Origin of the sequence: Ensifer sp. SSB1, assembly GCF_016652895.1 — a bacterium.
Taxonomy (GTDB): Bacteria; Pseudomonadota; Alphaproteobacteria; order Rhizobiales; family Rhizobiaceae; genus Ensifer.
On the sequence record NZ_JAEPRP010000003.1, the window covers coordinates 82,069 to 97,686 of the forward strand.

Consider the following 15,618-nt stretch of genomic DNA (forward strand, 5'->3'; position numbering starts at 1 on the left):
CTATCCGCTTGTCTTTCCGATGGAATTTGTGACATTTTCCGCTGCCACAATTTTCGGGAGCCCTCCAATGACAATCCGTCGCCACGTGCTTGCGGGCATCGCAGCTGCACTTGCCGTTCCTTTCGCATTTTCTGCACCGGCGCTTGCCAGCGACCTGCCCGACCTGGGAGGCAAGACGGTTGTCGTCGTCACGGAGAACGCCTACCCGCCGCTGCAGTTTGTCGATCCGAAGTCCGGCGAAGCCAAGGGCTGGGAATACGACGCCATGAACGAGATCGCCAAGCGGTTGAATTTCAAGGTCGAATATCAGAACACCAGCTGGGACGCGATGATCCAGGCGGTGCATGACGGCCAGTACCAGATCGGCATGACCGGCATCACCATCAAGGACGATCGCAAGGAGAAGGTCGACTTCTCCGACCCCTACATGCGTTCGCAGCAGTTCATGCTGGTTCGCAGCGAGGAAAACCGCTTCAACGACGGCAAGAGCTTCGGCGCCTTTGCCGACGGTCTCGTTGGCGCCCAGCCGGGCACCTCGCCGTTCTACACCGCCGTCTACGAAATGCTTGACGGCAACGAGCAGAACCCGCGCATCAAGCTGTTCGAGACTTTCGGCGCAACCGTCCAGGCACTGAAGGCCGGCGACGTCGACGTGGTGCTGACCGACAGTGTCGCCGCCAAGGGTTATGTCGATTCGTCCGAGGGCAAGCTCAAGGTCGTCGGCGGCCCGCTCGGTACCGAAGATTTCGGCTTCATCTTCCCGAAGGGCTCGGACCTCGTCGCTCCGGTCAACGCCGCGATCAAGGCGCTGAAGGCAGACGGCACATTCGACGCCCTCGATAAGAAGTGGTTCCTCGAATACAAGATGGGCGGCTGATCCGAGGCTATGGCCGCTCCGCAATCTCCTGATATGTCCGGTAAGGGCGACTATCCCTGGTGGTTGGTCGCCCTTCTTGCGATCGCGGTGGCCCTCGCCGCCGTGATCGTCAGCAACGACATCTTCTCCGAAGTCTTCACCGTCGTCTTCAAGGGGCTCGGCGTCACCGTCTTCGTGACCCTCATGGGCTTCGTACTGGCAACAACGCTCGGCCTCGGCATCGCGCTGATGGCGCTTTCCGAGCATTCGGCGCTCCGGCAGATCGCGCGCTTCTACACGGAGATCATCCGTGGCGTGCCGATCCTCGTGCTTCTGTTCTATATCGCCTTCGTCGGTGCGCCGGCGCTCGTCGTCGCTGCCAATTTCGTCTGCGCGCCGCTGATCGCAGCCGGCTGGATGGAGCCTGTCGTCGTGCGCGATATCTCGCTGATGTGGCGTGCCATCATCGCTCTGATGATCGGCTACTCCGCCTTCATCGCCGAGGTGTTCCGGGCCGGCATTCTCTCGGTCGACAAGGGACAGGTGGAGGCTGCCAAGGCGCTCGGGCTCACGCGCTACCAGCGCTTTCGTCTCGTCATCTTTCCGCAGGCGATCCGTGTGATCCTGCCGCCGCTCGGCAACGACTTCGTCGCCATGGTCAAGGACTCTTCGCTTGTTTCTGTGCTCGGCGTCGCCGACATCACGCAGATGGGCAAGGTCTATGCTTCCGGTTCCTTTCGCTTCTTCGAGACCTACTCGATCGTCGCCTATGTCTATCTGGTGCTGACCATCGGCCTGTCTCTGGCATTGCGAGGCCTGGAGCGGCGGCTGAGGCGCGCGGAGCAGCGTTGAGCGCGATCACGCCAATTGCCGACCTGTCAAAAAATTGATATGAACGCGCCCATGGAATCCAAATTCGGATGTCGCGAACAGAAGATCGTCGTGCTGCAGGATCACAAGCGTCTGCCGGCACGCTTCTTTGCGCGCGTTCACGGGGCGCTTACAAGCCGCCTATCCTGATCCCTTGATCAGCGTTTCCGGCTGCTTTGCCGCCGGCTATCCCTACCTCTTTGAAAACTCGATGGATATACCGCCATGAGCGCACCGCGTACTCTCTATGACAAGATCTGGGACGACCATCTGGTCAACAGCCAGGACGATGGCACCTGTCTTCTCTACATCGATCGTCACCTCGTTCACGAAGTGACGAGCCCACAGGCCTTCGAGGGCCTGCGCATGGCTGGCCGCCAGGTCCGCGCGCCTGAAAAGACGCTCGCCGTCGTCGACCACAACGTCCCGACTTCGGCCGATCGTCACCTCGGCATCAAGAACGAGGAAAGCCGCATTCAGGTCGAGGCGCTCGCCAAGAACGCCGCCGACTTCGGCGTCGAATACTACTCCGAGAACGACAAGCGTCAGGGCATCGTGCACATCGTCGGCCCAGAGCAGGGCTTCACCCTGCCGGGCATGACCATCGTCTGCGGCGACAGCCACACCTCGACGCACGGCGCCTTCGGTTCGCTGGCGCATGGCATCGGCACGTCCGAGGTCGAGCACGTGCTCGCCACCCAGACGCTGATCCAGAAGAAGGCGAAGAACATGCTGGTGCGCGTCGACGGCCAGCTGCCATCAGGCGTCACCGCCAAGGACATCATCCTCGCCATCATCGGAGAGATCGGCACTGCCGGCGGTACCGGCCACGTCATCGAGTTTGCCGGCGAAGCGATCCGTTCGTTGTCGATGGAAGGCCGCATGACCATCTGCAACATGACGATCGAAGGTGGCGCCCGCGCCGGCCTGATCGCGCCGGACGAGACGACGTTCGCCTATATCAAGGACAAGCCGCGCGCTCCGAAGGGCAAGGCCTGGGACATGGCGCTCGACTACTGGAAGACGCTGCACACGGACGAAGGCGCCCATTACGATCGCGTCGTCGTGCTCGACGCTGCCAACCTGCCGCCGATCGTTTCCTGGGGTTCCTCTCCCGAAGACGTCATTTCGGTGCAGGGCATCGTTCCCAACCCGGATGAGATCCAGGAAGAGAACAAGCGGGCCTCCAAGTGGCGCGCGCTCGACTACATGGGCCTGAAGCCGGGCACGAAGATCACCGACATCGCCGTCGACCGCGTCTTCATCGGATCCTGCACCAACGGCCGCATCGAGGACCTGCGGGCTGTGGCTGAGGTCGTCGAAGGCCGCAAGGTCGCCTCGACGGTTTCGGCCATGATCGTTCCGGGCTCGGGCCTCGTGAAGGAACAGGCCGAGGCCGAAGGCCTCGACAAGATCTTCAGGGAAGCCGGCTTCGACTGGCGCGAGCCGGGCTGCTCCATGTGCCTGGCGATGAACGACGACCGGCTGAAGCCGGGCGAGCGTTGCGCGTCCACGTCGAACCGCAACTTCGAGGGCCGCCAGGGCTTCAAGGGCCGTACGCATCTGGTCTCGCCGGCAATGGCGGCAGCCGCGGCGGTGGCGGGTCACTTCGTCGACATCCGCGAATGGAAATAAGCCGGATTTGAGCTTTTCCGGCGTCAATGGCCGCCCTTCGGGGCGGCCTTTTTTATTTGGCCTGGTTGCTGCCCGCGCATGCTTGAAAATGCGTTAAGCTGTGCCAGCCGATGCATGTTTGGGAGGACGATGGGATGAGCGACGACGTACCTGTGCAAAGCTATCGCCTGCTGCTGTTACGCCATGCCAAGTCCGCCTGGCCGGACGGCGTCACCGACATCAATCGCCCGCTCGGAGAACGCGGCCGCAAGGCTGCGCCGCTGACGGGAATGTACATGGCCGGCCATAAGCTCGTGCCCGATCTCGCACTCGTCTCGACCGCCAAGCGTGCGCAAGAGACCTGGCAATTGGTGGCAGCCACCCTGCCGTCCGAGGTTGCGGTCGAGAATACCCGGGCGATCTACGAGGTGGGTGCCCCGCAGATCCTCAGCGTCCTGCGCGCGACCGATCCGGCCGTCAGGACCCTGCTCATCGTCGGTCACAATCCGGGCATGGAAGATCTGGCACTGCAACTGGTCGGTTCCGGCGATGCGGACTTGCGCATGCGGATGGCGGACAAGTTTCCGACCGCCGCCCTTGCCGTGCTCGAATTCGAAGCCCCGGGATGGCGGGGGCTGATCCCCGGCGGGGCGAAACTCACGCGCTTCGTGACACCACGCTCGCTTCGCTGAGCTGCACCGCAGTCCGCTGACGTCAGAGAACCTGCACGACGGTGCCGCGGCGCATATGCGGCATCGGCCGACGCATGGCCCTGTGTCGGCTCATAACCCGGCCGGATCAGGTGGAAGAAGATCGCCGAGCCGGCGTTTCTCCTCCGGGAACGGAGGTTCCAGTCCATCACCAGGCAGATATCGTAAAGCCCGTCCTCGCGCATCATCTCCTCATGGCTCGGCGTGAAGGGTGCCGTGACCGGACGATTGTATTGGGCGTGGCCCGAAGCGTCGCACCAGAGCATGTCCTTGCGGGTCTTGCGCGTCGGCAGCGGCGCCGGCGGCAGGGAAGGGCGGTCGTGCCGGACATAGCCACCGATCAGCATCATTGCCGCACGCGGCGTGGCGCCGTCGCCCTCACGCTTCAGGCTGGTGATGCCGCTTTGCCCCGATCGCCGCCGGCTCGATGCGGCCGTCGAAGCAGGCCAGCGCCCGCCGTCGATCGCGCGGCACCGCGCGGACGATGATGGATCTGGCCGGTCTTTTTCCCGACGTTTTCTTGCGCATCATTCTCACGGATTTTTGCTTTGCCCGTGAATTGGGGGGCACCATAAGCACGGTTGCAGCTATAACGACTTACCAATGCTGGTTCGCTTGCCAACACAGGCATTTGAGCTAGTTTGAAAACGGAAGCAAACAGGAATTGTCCCATGGCGACCCGCACCATTCTTCTTGTCGATGACGACAATGACCTGCGCGAGACACTGGTCGAGCAGCTCTCGCTCTACGAAGAATTCGATCTCATCCAGGAAGCCACCGCCGGCAAGGGTATCCAGACCGCACGGGCGCAGCAGGTGGACCTGCTGATCATGGATGTCGGCCTGCCCGACATGGATGGCCGCGAGGCGGTGAAGCTCCTGCGCAAGGGCGGCTTCAAGGCGCCGATCATCATGCTGACCGGCCACGATACCGATTCGGACACGATCCTCGGCCTCGAGGCCGGCGCCAACGACTACGTGACGAAGCCGTTCCGCTTCGCCGTGCTGCTTGCCCGTATCCGCGCACAGCTGCGCCAGCATGAGCAGAGCGAGGACGCGCCCTTCAGCGTCGGGCCCTATACGTTCAAGCCCAGCCAGAAGCTGCTGACGCTGGAAAACGGTCAGAAGATCCGGCTCACCGAGAAGGAAGCGGCGATTATCCGCTACCTCTACCGCGCCGACCAGAAAGTGGTGACGCGCGACGTGCTCCTGGAGGAGGTCTGGGGCTACAATTCCGGCGTGACAACCCACACGCTGGAAACCCACGTCTATCGCCTCCGCCAGAAAATCGAGCGGGACCCTTCCAATGCCGAGATTTTGGTGACAGAGAACGGCGGCTACAAGATCGTTCCGTAGCTGGAGTGTGCATGGTGCAAAACCATGCCTATGCTTCGTTTCCTGTCACCGGCTCTCCGGCCGGCAGCGTGGTGATTTCGGGAGGTTAGCCGCTTGGCGCTCAACGACGATATCGTCCTTCTCTCCAACGTGCCGCTGTTTGCCGATATCAGCGAGGACAAGCTGCGGCTGATCGCCTTCGGCGCGGAGCGGCGCCGCATATTCAAGGGGCAGGAGCTGTTTCGCGAAGGGGCGCCCGCCGATTGCGCCTATGCGATTGCGAGCGGCAGCCTGTCCTTGTCGAAGGCTGGCGTCGATGGTTCCGAGACGACGGTCTCGACGGTCGGCCGCGGGGCGCTGCTGTCGGAACTGGCGCTGATCTCGATGGTCGAACGCAAGTTCACGGCGACCGCCGAGGAGGACAGCGAGGTCATCCGCATCAACCGGCCGCTCTTCCGCCGCATGCTGGAAGAGTACCCGGAAGTGGCGGAGCTCGTCGAAGCGCGCATCCGCGAGAACCTGCAGGCGATGATCCGCCGGGCCGGCGCGCTCGCCGGCCGTTTCGCCTGAGCCGAGTAGCGGCTTCTGGTCGTTACCACCGGTATTTCAGCGAGCCGAGCACCGTACGGCCCTGGCCGAAATAGCAATAGCCATCGGTGCAGACCTCTTCGCGGCGGTCGCCGAGATTGGTGACGCTGACGGCGAGCGACAGGCCGTCGAGGTCGGGGTTCTTGACGCCGAAGTCGTAGGCGATCGAGGCGTCGAAATAGACGGCGCCGCCGTTCTTTGTCGTGTTGGCATCGGATGTGTAGGAGCTTGATGCCAGACGCGCGCCGCCGCCGAGGCTCAAGCCCGCAAGCTGCGTGTCGTCCGGCAGCAGATAGTTCACCCAGAGCGACGCGACATGGCGCGGCTTTGTTGACGGGACGTTGCCGATCAGCGACGGGTCGACGTTTCCGGTGATTTCGGCGTCGTTGTAGTTGTAAGCGGCGATGAAGCTGAGCCCGTTGTCGAACTCCCGGCGCCCTTCCACCTCGAAACCGTTGGTCGTCACTTCGCCGGCCGATTTGTAGTAGTAGCCGACGGGAAGGGACGGGTCGGACACATATTGCGGCGCGCCGCTTTCGACGATCCGGTAATAGGCCGCAGTCAGCGAATAGGCTTCGCCTTCCGGCTGGTACTTCACGCCCAGTTCGATCTGTTCACCGGTCGTCGGGTCGAGCACGCGGCCGTCGGCCGAAAGTTCGGTGCGCGGTACGAAGGAGGTGCTGTAGCTGGCATAGGGTGCGATGCCGTTGTCGAAGAGGTAGAGCAGGCCCGCCTGTCCGGTGAGTTCGCCATCGTCCTTGCGATCGACGGCACCGGTGTTCTTGTCGATGTTGGACTGGTCGACCCAGTCGTAGCGAAGGCCGCCGACGGCGCGCCAGTTGCCGACCTCCAGCTGGTCCTGGACATAGATACCCGTCTGCCTGAGATCCCGCCCGCTGAAGCTGGTAAGCGCTGGCGTCGGGCCGCCGACGCCGAAGGTGGGATTGTTGAGATCGAAGCGATAGGCCGGGTCGACGCCGCCGAAACCGAGGCCGAAGTCGGAGGTGATCCAGGTGTAATCGAGGCCGGTCAGGAGCGTGTGCGAGACCGCGCCGGTGTCAAAGGTCGCCTGGAGCTGATTGTCGATCTGGTAGGCGCGCTGGTCGTCCTTGATGGCAACGGGCGAGCGGTCAAATACGCCGGGCGTGACCTCCGTCCCGAACTGCAGGTAACGGGCCTTCAGGTCGAGATCGCTGACGCGGCCGTGCTGTCGGAAGGTCAGGCCGTTGTCGAACTCGTGCTCGAATTTGTACCCGGCCTGAATCTGCCCAACCTTCTGGTGGTCGTAGTCCGGGTCGCTATAGCGCAGTAGCCGGCCGTCATGTTCGAGCACACGCGGGCTGGCGTCGCTCTCGCCCTTCTGGCCGAGGCCGTACACGGTCAGCGACGTACCCTCGTCCGGCTTCCAGGTGAAGGAGGGTTGCAGCAGGTAGCGGTCGTCGGCAACGTCGTAACTGGTCTCACCGTTTCGCAGAAGTCCGACGATGCGATAGAGGACGTCGCCCTCGGCCGTTGCCGGCCCGCCGATGTCGAAGGCGGCCTGAGCGCGGCCGATCGTGCCATATTGCAGCTCGACCTCGCGGTGTGTGTCCTCCTCAGGCATCTTGGAGATGCGGTTGACGATGCCGCCAACGCCGGCAGCACCATACATGACGGAGACTGGACCCTTGAGGATCTCTATCCGCTCGAGGCCGTAGACCTCGGTCGGGAAGGTGCCGTAGTTCATGTAGGGCTGGCGCAGGCCGTCACGGAAGTCGCCGGTCGTCGTCGTTTCGAAGCCACGGATGTAGATCTGGTCGAAGCGCGGATCGAAGCCGAAGGCGCCGGTCGTGACGCCGGCGGCATAGCGTGTCGCCTGGATCATGTCCTGCACGCCGCGCTCTTCGAGCTCCTTGCGCGTGACGACCGATACGGAGCGGGGCGTTTCGATCAGCGGTGTGTCGGTTTTGAGTGCCGAGACGTTGCGCGTCGGCACGATCGTGTCGTTGTCCTCCGCGATCGTCGCGGCTGCCTTGCCCGCCGTCACCTCGATCTTTTCCAGCCGCGTCGTCTTCTGGCTTTCGGCCGATTGCGCGTAGGCCGCATTCGGCGAAAGGAACGCGGCGGCAGCGCTTGCGGCCAGGACAGTGGTCGCGGAGAGTGTGCGGCGCGATGCCCGCATGAAGTCGATCGGCAGGGTTTTTGGCATGTCTGGCCCTCCTGCGGGCGCACGAAAGCCCTCCGGCAACAGCCAGGGCAGAGCACCCGAATATCAGTGAAAATGGCAGCCCGGCGGCTGCCGGAGGCGATGTCCCCGCCGCCTGACAAGAGGGATAGTCCGTTTGGAAATGCGCATCAAGAAAAATATGATTCTTTTAGTCATGTTTTTCTTGATGGAGCGGCGAGCACCAAAGGCGCGTGCCGCCGCTCAGAAAAAAGCGTTAGATATCAAAATGCGCGATGACGGGCACGTGGTCGGAGGGGCGTTCCCAGCCGCGGGCTTCACGCAGGATGTCGACATTCGTGAGCGCCGGCGCCAGATCGGCGGAGGACCAGATATGGTCGAGGCGGCGGCCACGGTCCGCGGCTTCCCAGTCCTTCGCCCGGTAGCTCCACCAGGTGTAGAGCTTGGTCGGGGTCGGCGTGTGTTGGCGCATCAGGTCGACCCAGCCACCGCCGTTCATGACCGTGTTCAGCCCCTCTGTTTCGATCGGCGTATGGCTGACGATCTTCAGAAGTTGCTTGTGCGACCAGACGTCGTCCTCCAGCGGCGCGATGTTGAGGTCGCCGACGAGGATAGAGGAAATGCCGGCCTCGGCTTCGGCATGCAGCAGCTTCATCTCTTCGACGAAATCGAGCTTGTGGCCGAACTTCGGGTTGATGCTGCGGTCCGGCTCGTCGCCGCCCGCCGGGACGTAGAAATTGTGCAGCCGGATCTTCTTGCCACCGGCCTCGAAGACGACGGAGAGGTGGCGGGCGTCGCCGACGCCGCAATAGTCGCGGCGGTCGCTGAGCTCATGCAGCGGCAGGCGCGAGATCGTCGCCACGCCGTGATAGCCCTTCTGACCATGCATCTCGATATGATTGTAACCAAGCGCTTTCAGCGGCTTGGACGGGAACTGGTCGTTCGGGCACTTGGTTTCCTGCAGGCAGAGGACATCGGGCTGCCAGGTCTTCAGGAGATGCTCGACCAGCGGCATGCGCAGGCGAACGGAGTTGATGTTCCAAGTGGCGACGGAAAGGGCCATACGTCATTCCCTGATCGGCTGGGCCGGACGCTCGCGAGGGGAAGGCCGGCTGAGGATGGATGTTGACCTGAGCTTTAAGCAGGTCCGGCGCGCCGGGACAAGGAATGCATGAAAAAGGCCGCCGTTGGCGGCCTTATGTCCACAATGCCAGAGCCTGAGAACTCGCTCAGCCGCCCTTCTTGTTGCGGACCTCGTCATAGGGGATCTGGAAGACCTTGTCGTCCAGCGCCATGCCGGTCTGGACATTGAAGATCATGACCGAGGTATCCTTCTTCTGCGCGTCGGTGATCGTCCACTGGCGCAGATCATAGGTCTTCGGGTCGAACATCATGGTGATCGTCGAATCGCCGAAGATCGAGCGGTCGCCAAGCACGATGGTGATGAGGTCGGACTCTTCCTTGACGCCGCGCACCATCTTGCCGGTCAGGTCGATCTTCTCGCTGAGCAACAGGTTGAGCGGCGTCTTCGACAGCGGATAGATGTCCCAGGTCTTGAGCTTCATGTTGCCGATGACCACCGACTTGCCATCGGCAATCACGCGCATCGGCGAGGGGGCCTCGTAGTTGAAGCGGATGCGGCCGGGGCGGCGGATGTAGAACTTTCCACCGGTCTGTTCGCCGCGCGGGCCGAACTGTACGAATTCGCCGGACATCGTCTTCACCGAGGAGAAGTGATCGGCGATCTTCTGGGCAGCGCTCGGCGCCTGCGCGAAGGCCTGGGTGAGGTCGAGACCGGTGCCGCCGATGCCGGCAAGCGCCGCAAGCCCGCACATGAAAAGGCGGCGCGAAACTACCGGATGGCTGCGCTCGCCGTTCTTCGTCTCTGTCATCTCAGTCTCCTTCATTTACGGATCATCTGGAGCGCAAGTGCGGCGCCTTCAAGGCGCCTCTTTCGAGCTTTTTGGCTCGTGCTCTCACATGACCGTTACCGGTTCGGCCCCTTGAGCGGGGTGCATGGCCATATCTTGATGGCCGTGTCTCTCAGCTGCGCGATTGCGGACGCAGAATCGCGCGGCACTTCTGCCGGAACTGCTTTACCGGCCGGTGATTTCCGCTTCGGTCGGGACCAGGATCTCGCGTTTTCCCGCATGGTTCGCCGGGCCGATAATGCCTTCCTGCTCCATGCGCTCGATCAGCGATGCGGCACGATTGTAGCCGATCCCGAGCCGGCGCTGCACGTAGGAGGTGGAAGCCTTGCCGTCGCGCAGGACGATTGCGACTGCCTGATCATAGGGATCGTCGGAGTCGGAGAGGTTCGACGTGCCGGCGGGACCACCGCCATCGCCGTCCTCGTCGTCATCCTCGGTGATGGCATCGAGATACTGCGGTACGCCTTGCGTCTTCAGATAGGCGACGACTTCCTCGACCTCGGTGTCGGAGACGAAGGGGCCGTGGACGCGCTGGATGCGGCCGCCACCGGCCATGTAGAGCATGTCGCCCATGCCGAGCAGCTGTTCGGCGCCCTGTTCGCCCAGGATCGTGCGGCTGTCGATCTTGGAGGTGACCTGGAACGAGATGCGGGTCGGGAAGTTGGCCTTGATCGTGCCGGTGATGACGTCGACCGAGGGGCGCTGCGTCGCCATGATGACGTGGATGCCGGCGGCGCGCGCCATCTGCGCGAGGCGCTGCACGGCGCCTTCGATGTCCTTGCCGGCAACCATCATCAGGTCGGCCATTTCGTCGATGATGACGACGATATAGGGCATCGGCGACAGATCGAACTCTTCCGTCTCGTACATGGCTTCGCCGGTCTGGCGGTCGAAGCCGGTCTGCACCGTGCGGGTGATCTGCTCGCCCTTGGCAAGCGCCTGCTCGACGCGGCTGTTGAAGCCGTCGATGTTGCGCACGCCGATCTTCGACATCTTCTTGTAGCGCTCTTCCATCTCGCGGACGGTCCACTTGAGAGCCACGACTGCCTTCTTGGGGTCGGTCACGACGGGCGAAAGCAGGTGCGGGATGCCGTCATAGACGGAGAGTTCGAGCATCTTCGGGTCGATCATGATCAGGCGGCACTGATCCGGACGCAGGCGGTAAAGCAGCGACAGGATCATGGTGTTGATCGCGACGGACTTGCCCGAGCCGGTGGTACCGGCGACGAGCAGATGCGGCATCTTGGCGAGATCGGCGACGACGGGCTCGCCACCGATGGTCTTGCCGAGCGCCATGGCAAGACGGGCCTTGGAGGTCTCGAAATCACGCGAGCCGATGAGTTCGCGCAAGTAGACGGTCTCGCGCCGCTGGTTCGGCAGTTCGATGCCGATAGCGTTGCGGCCGGGAACGACGGCGACGCGGGCGGCGATCGCGCTCATCGAGCGTGCGATGTCATCGGCGAGGCCGATGACGCGGGATGATTTGATGCCGGGCGCCGGTTCCAGCTCGTAGAGAGTGACGACCGGGCCGGGGCGCACGTGAATGATCTCGCCCTTGACGCCGAAATCCTCGAGCACGCCTTCGAGCATGCGGGCATTCTGTTCGAGTGCGTCGGGCGAAAGCGAGGCGTCGCGGCCGACATTCTTCGGCTCGGCAAGGAAATGCATGGGCGGCAGCGTGAAGTCGCCGTCGTCCTCGACGAAGGAGCGCTGGGCTTCACGCTCGATCCGCTGGCCGCTCTTCGGGCGGGGAGCAGGCGTTGCCACGCGCGAGCCCGACTTCGGCAGGCCCTGCTTCGGTGGTGCTGCGCGCGGCGCCCAGTCGGATGCCGGATCGTCGTCTTCGTCGTCGGGCAGGATGCCGGCCGGGCGACGTTCGTCGATATCGAAGGGCAGGTCATCGTCTTCGTCATCGGCCATGATGGGCGGCGGCGTGACGATGCGGCGTTCCGAGCGATCGAGCGAGGGTTCGATGCGGTCCCCGGCGACCATCGGCTTCGGCCGGACCGGCTCGTTCAGCGTGCCGAACTCGTCATTGTTGAAGTCGTAGGGTTCGTCATACTGGCGCTTGGGTGCACTGCGCGTGCCGCTCATGCCGAAAATGCGACGGACGCGTGCGTGCATGGTGTAGCGCATATGGGCGAAGGAGCCCATCAGCAGGGTGAAGGGGCCCTCGCTGTCGTCTTCGTCCAGTTCGTCGCGAACGGTGCGCGCCTTGCTCGGTGTCGGTTCGACGACCTCGTCCTCTTCCTCTTCGTCACTGACGCCGATGAGGCCGGCGCTGTAGATCAGGCACCAGGCCGCCGGCGCGGCGAAGATGCAGGCGAGCACGGTGGCGAATGTGCCGGTCGGGAATGCGCCGGTGAAGAGCGCCGGGAAGCGGAGAATCATGTCGCCGAAGACGCCGCCGAGACCGTTGGGCAGCGGCCAGGTGATGGGGGCGGGAACGCAGCTCAGCGCCGCGCCGGCAAGCACGGAGCCGATGAACCAGACGCCAAGGCGCTTGAAGACCTTGTCGAAACGCTTGCCGCTGATGAGCACCAGCGCCCAGGCAACGGCCGGCAAAAGGGCGACGACGCTGGCAAGGCCGAAGAATTGCATGAAGATATCGGCAAAGGCCGCGCCTGGGTAACCCAGCACGTTGGTCGGCGCTTCCGATGTCGCGTAGGAGAAGCTCGGGTCGGCGACGTTCCATGTCGATAGCGCCGCGACAGCCAGCGCCAATGCGCCAAACAGCGCAAAGCCCGCCAGCGACGCGATCTGCCGCCAAACGAAGGTGGTTAGCACGAACCGGTTGGAACGGCTGTCAAGCGTTGCCGGATTGCTTCTGCTCATATTGCCTGCTGCCCGTCTCGATCTCTAAGGCACATTGCGCGCCATGGAATCAACCTAAGCGGAGTACGGTTAATGCGACATTAACCATGCGTAGTTGCCGCTAAAATAGCGGTGGGTGTCCGCAAGATCGGCATGAAAAAGGCCCGGAGCTTCCGATCCGGGCCAAAGGCGATCCGCATCAGACGGATCGCGACGGGACTGTGAGCGGCGCCAGCTGCGGCGCCGGGAACCGCTTAGCTGTGGTAGGCGGCTTCGCCGTGGGACGAGAGGTCGAGACCTTCGCGTTCGGCTTCGACGGAGACGCGCAGGCCGACGATCGAGTCCACTACCTTGTAGAGGATCACCGAGACGACGCCGCACCAGACGATGGTGATGGCAACGGCGGTGAGCTGCGTGACGAACTGGCCGCCCATGGTGACGCCGTCGGCATAGCCGATGCCGCCAAGCGACGAGGAGGCGAAGATGCCGGTGGCAAGCGCGCCGAAGAAGCCGCCGACGCCGTGGACGCCGAAGACGTCCGCCGTGTCGTCATAGTGGAACTTGTTCTTCACGACCGAGACGAAGAAGTAGCAGAGCGGCGAGACGAGCACGCCCATGACGATCGCACCCATCGGGCCGGCAATGCCGGCGGCCGGCGTGATGGCGACGAGGCCAGCGATCATGCCCGAGGCTGCACCCAGCATCGAAGCCTTGCCACGCGTGATGGTTTCGACGACCGACCAGGAGAGAATGGCGGCTGCCGTTGCGAGGAAGGTGTTGACGGTTGCGAGAACCGCGCCGCCCGAAGCTTCGAGGTTCGAGCCGGCATTGAAGCCGAACCAGCCGAACCAGAGCATGGCAGCACCAACCAGCGTCAGCGTCATCGAATGCGGTGCCATCATGTCACGGCCGTAACCGGTGCGCTTGCCGACCATGATCGCGCCGATGAGGCCCGCGACGCCGGCATTGATGTGAACGACAGTGCCGCCGGCAAAGTCGAGCGCGCCCATGCCGAAGAGCAGGCCGTTGCCGTCCCAGACCATGTGAGCGATCGGGAAGTAGACGAAGGTTGCCCAGAGGATCGCGAAGAGGACCGCGGCCGAGAACTTGATGCGCTCGGCGAAGGCACCGACGATCAGGGCCGGCGTCAGCGCGGCGAAGGTCATCTGGAACAGCATGAAGATGTATTCCGGAATGACGACGCCTTCCGAGAACGTGGCCGATGTGCTTTCACCGGTGACACCGGCGAGGAACATCTTGGCGAAGCCGCCGAAATAGGGGCTGGTCGAGCCACCGAAAGCGAAGGAGTAGCCGTAGACGACCCAGACGATCATCATCGCCGCGCCGATCACGGTGCACTGCATCAGCACCGAGAGCATGTTCTTGGCGCGGACAAGGCCACCGTAGAAGAGTGCGAGGCCGGGAATGAGCATGAAGAAGACGAGAAGCGTGGAGAAGAACATGAAGGCGGTATCCGCCTTGTCTGGGACCGGCGCTGCGGCGGCTGCGGCCGGCGCTGCTTCCTGTGCGAAGGCTACGGCCGGCGCAAGCAAGGCGGCGCTGAGCGCGCCGAGGCGTCCAAGAGAGGTGGTAAGTTTGCTGGATGACATCGAGTAGTGCTCCCTGAACGGCGTGATTTACAACGCTTCTGAATCGGTTTCGCCGGTGCGGATGCGCACGGCATGGTCAATGGCGTAGACGAAGATCTTGCCGTCGCCGATCTGGCCGGTCTTGGCGGCTGCAGCGATCGCTTCCACGGCCTTTTCGACGAGCTCTGAGGGGACGGCGATCTCGACCTTCAGTTTCGGCAGGAAGCTCACGGCATATTCGGTGCCGCGGTAGATTTCGGTATGTCCCTTCTGGCGGCCGTAGCCTTTGACTTCGGTCACGGTCAGGCCCTGGATGCCGACAGCAGTGAGGGCTTCGCGAACCTCATCGAGCTTGAACGGCTTGATAATGGCCATCACAATTTTCATCTGGTTTCATCCTTGTTCGCCTCCGGCGGAGGCCGTCTCTCCTTGCTGCGGAGCGCCGGAGCGCCGTGCAACCGAACCATGACATTCAAGGGGCGTGCCAGATTCTGGCGATCGTCTTAAGTTGATGAAAAAAAACAGAAAAAAAGAAAGCCGCAGCACGAATGCTGCGGCGCATCAAAAAATCGGCACTTTAGGAGATTAAAAAATAGGCAGAATGAAGCTTCTGCTTATTTCCTATTCAGATGCCTTTTTCCGGATCAGCCCCTCCTGGGCGACGGACGCGATCAGTACGCCGGAACGCGTAAAAAGGCTGCCTCTGGTCATCCCGCGGGCACCGTGTGCACTCGGACTGTCCTGGGTATACAGCAACCAGTCGTCCATCTTGCAGGGCCGATGGAACCACATGGCGTGATCGAGGCTCGCGACCTGCAGGTTCCGATCGAAGACCGAAGTGCCGTGTGCATAGAGCGATGTGTCGAGCAGGGTCATGTCGGACAGGTAAGCAAGGATGGCTGCCTGGATGTGGCGTTCCTGCGGGACGGTGCCGACCGCCTTGACCCAGACATCCTGGATCGGTTTGCCGTCATCGCGGGTGAAATAATGGTGCAGTGAGGCGGGGCGGATCTCGATCGGACGCGGCCGCTCCCAGTAACGGCGGATCGCTTCCGGCGCATGCACGAGGAATTTCTCTTTCAGCTCCTGCTCGCCCGGCAAGGTCTCGGGCAGCGGAAGCTTCGGCATCTCGATCTGGTGGTCGAAAC

The 15,618-nt window shown here is 62.9% G+C and carries 12 protein-coding genes and 2 pseudogenes; 6 read left to right on the top strand and 8 right to left on the bottom strand.

Translation table 11 applies throughout. The features are described 5' to 3' along the window. The first annotated feature begins 67 nt into the window (after positions 1-67). The 4 genes from I8N66_RS01345 (at position 68) to I8N66_RS01360 (ending at position 4,032) form a co-directional block, all read left to right on the top strand. Positions 68-877, top strand: coding sequence for a transporter substrate-binding domain-containing protein (locus I8N66_RS01345; protein ID WP_113535336.1), 810 nt, complete (start codon positions 68-70; stop codon positions 875-877). A 9-nt stretch (positions 878-886) separates the two neighbouring features. Further along, positions 887-1,708 carry an amino acid ABC transporter permease gene (locus tag I8N66_RS01350; protein WP_291148760.1) on the top strand — a complete coding sequence of 274 codons (822 nt, stop codon included), beginning with the start codon at positions 887-889 and terminating at the stop codon, positions 1,706-1,708. A 243-nt stretch (positions 1,709-1,951) separates the two neighbouring features. Continuing rightward, positions 1,952-3,361 (top strand): 3-isopropylmalate dehydratase large subunit, encoded by a 1,410-nt coding sequence (gene leuC, locus I8N66_RS01355; protein ID WP_291148762.1) that lies wholly within the window; start codon positions 1,952-1,954, stop codon positions 3,359-3,361. Positions 3,362-3,495: 134 nt separating this feature from the next. Then, complete coding sequence (locus tag I8N66_RS01360) at positions 3,496-4,032, top strand: histidine phosphatase family protein (protein WP_291148765.1); 537 nt, start codon at positions 3,496-3,498, stop codon at positions 4,030-4,032. Between the two features lie 22 nt (positions 4,033-4,054). On the opposite strand, the pseudogene I8N66_RS01365 reads toward I8N66_RS01360, so the two are convergent. Continuing rightward, positions 4,055-4,578: pseudogene (locus I8N66_RS01365) on the bottom strand (hypothetical protein). Between the two features lie 143 nt (positions 4,579-4,721). Between I8N66_RS01365 and I8N66_RS01370 the strand changes: the two are divergent. Together I8N66_RS01370 and I8N66_RS01375 are read left to right on the top strand one after the other, a co-directional pair. Then, positions 4,722-5,405 (top strand): response regulator transcription factor, encoded by a 684-nt coding sequence (locus I8N66_RS01370; protein WP_291148768.1) that lies wholly within the window; start codon positions 4,722-4,724, stop codon positions 5,403-5,405. Between the two features lie 93 nt (positions 5,406-5,498). Beyond that, on the top strand, positions 5,499-5,954 hold the full coding sequence (locus I8N66_RS01375; RefSeq protein WP_223725847.1) for a cyclic nucleotide-binding domain-containing protein: 456 nt from the start codon (positions 5,499-5,501) through the stop codon (positions 5,952-5,954). Positions 5,955-5,976: 22 nt separating this feature from the next. Here I8N66_RS01375 and I8N66_RS01380 read toward each other — a convergent pair whose 3' ends face one another. The 7 genes and pseudogenes from I8N66_RS01380 to I8N66_RS01410 all read right to left on the bottom strand — a co-directional run. Next, positions 5,977-8,160, bottom strand: a complete 2,184-nt coding sequence (locus tag I8N66_RS01380; RefSeq protein ID WP_291148773.1) for a TonB-dependent siderophore receptor — start codon at positions 8,158-8,160, stop codon at positions 5,977-5,979. Positions 8,161-8,392: 232 nt separating this feature from the next. After that, positions 8,393-9,199, bottom strand: a complete 807-nt coding sequence (locus I8N66_RS01385; RefSeq protein WP_291148776.1) for an exodeoxyribonuclease III — start codon at positions 9,197-9,199, stop codon at positions 8,393-8,395. 166 nt (positions 9,200-9,365) lie between these two features. Continuing rightward, entirely contained in the window at positions 9,366-10,028 is a 663-nt protein-coding gene (locus tag I8N66_RS01390; protein WP_291148779.1) for an outer membrane lipoprotein carrier protein LolA, read from the bottom strand. A 204-nt stretch (positions 10,029-10,232) separates the two neighbouring features. Then, positions 10,233-12,902: a DNA translocase FtsK gene (locus I8N66_RS01395; RefSeq protein WP_291148782.1), complete on the bottom strand. Its 2,670-nt coding sequence runs from the start codon at positions 12,900-12,902 to the stop codon at positions 10,233-10,235. A 233-nt stretch (positions 12,903-13,135) separates the two neighbouring features. Then, positions 13,136-14,491: an ammonium transporter gene (locus tag I8N66_RS01400; protein WP_113535327.1), complete on the bottom strand. Its 1,356-nt coding sequence runs from the start codon at positions 14,489-14,491 to the stop codon at positions 13,136-13,138. Positions 14,492-14,518: 27 nt separating this feature from the next. Continuing rightward, positions 14,519-14,857 carry a P-II family nitrogen regulator gene (locus I8N66_RS01405; RefSeq protein WP_113535326.1) on the bottom strand — a complete coding sequence of 113 codons (339 nt, stop codon included), beginning with the start codon at positions 14,855-14,857 and terminating at the stop codon, positions 14,519-14,521. Between the two features lie 234 nt (positions 14,858-15,091). After that, positions 15,092-15,618, bottom strand: a pseudogene (locus I8N66_RS01410) (acyl-CoA thioesterase domain-containing protein); the annotation flags it as partial.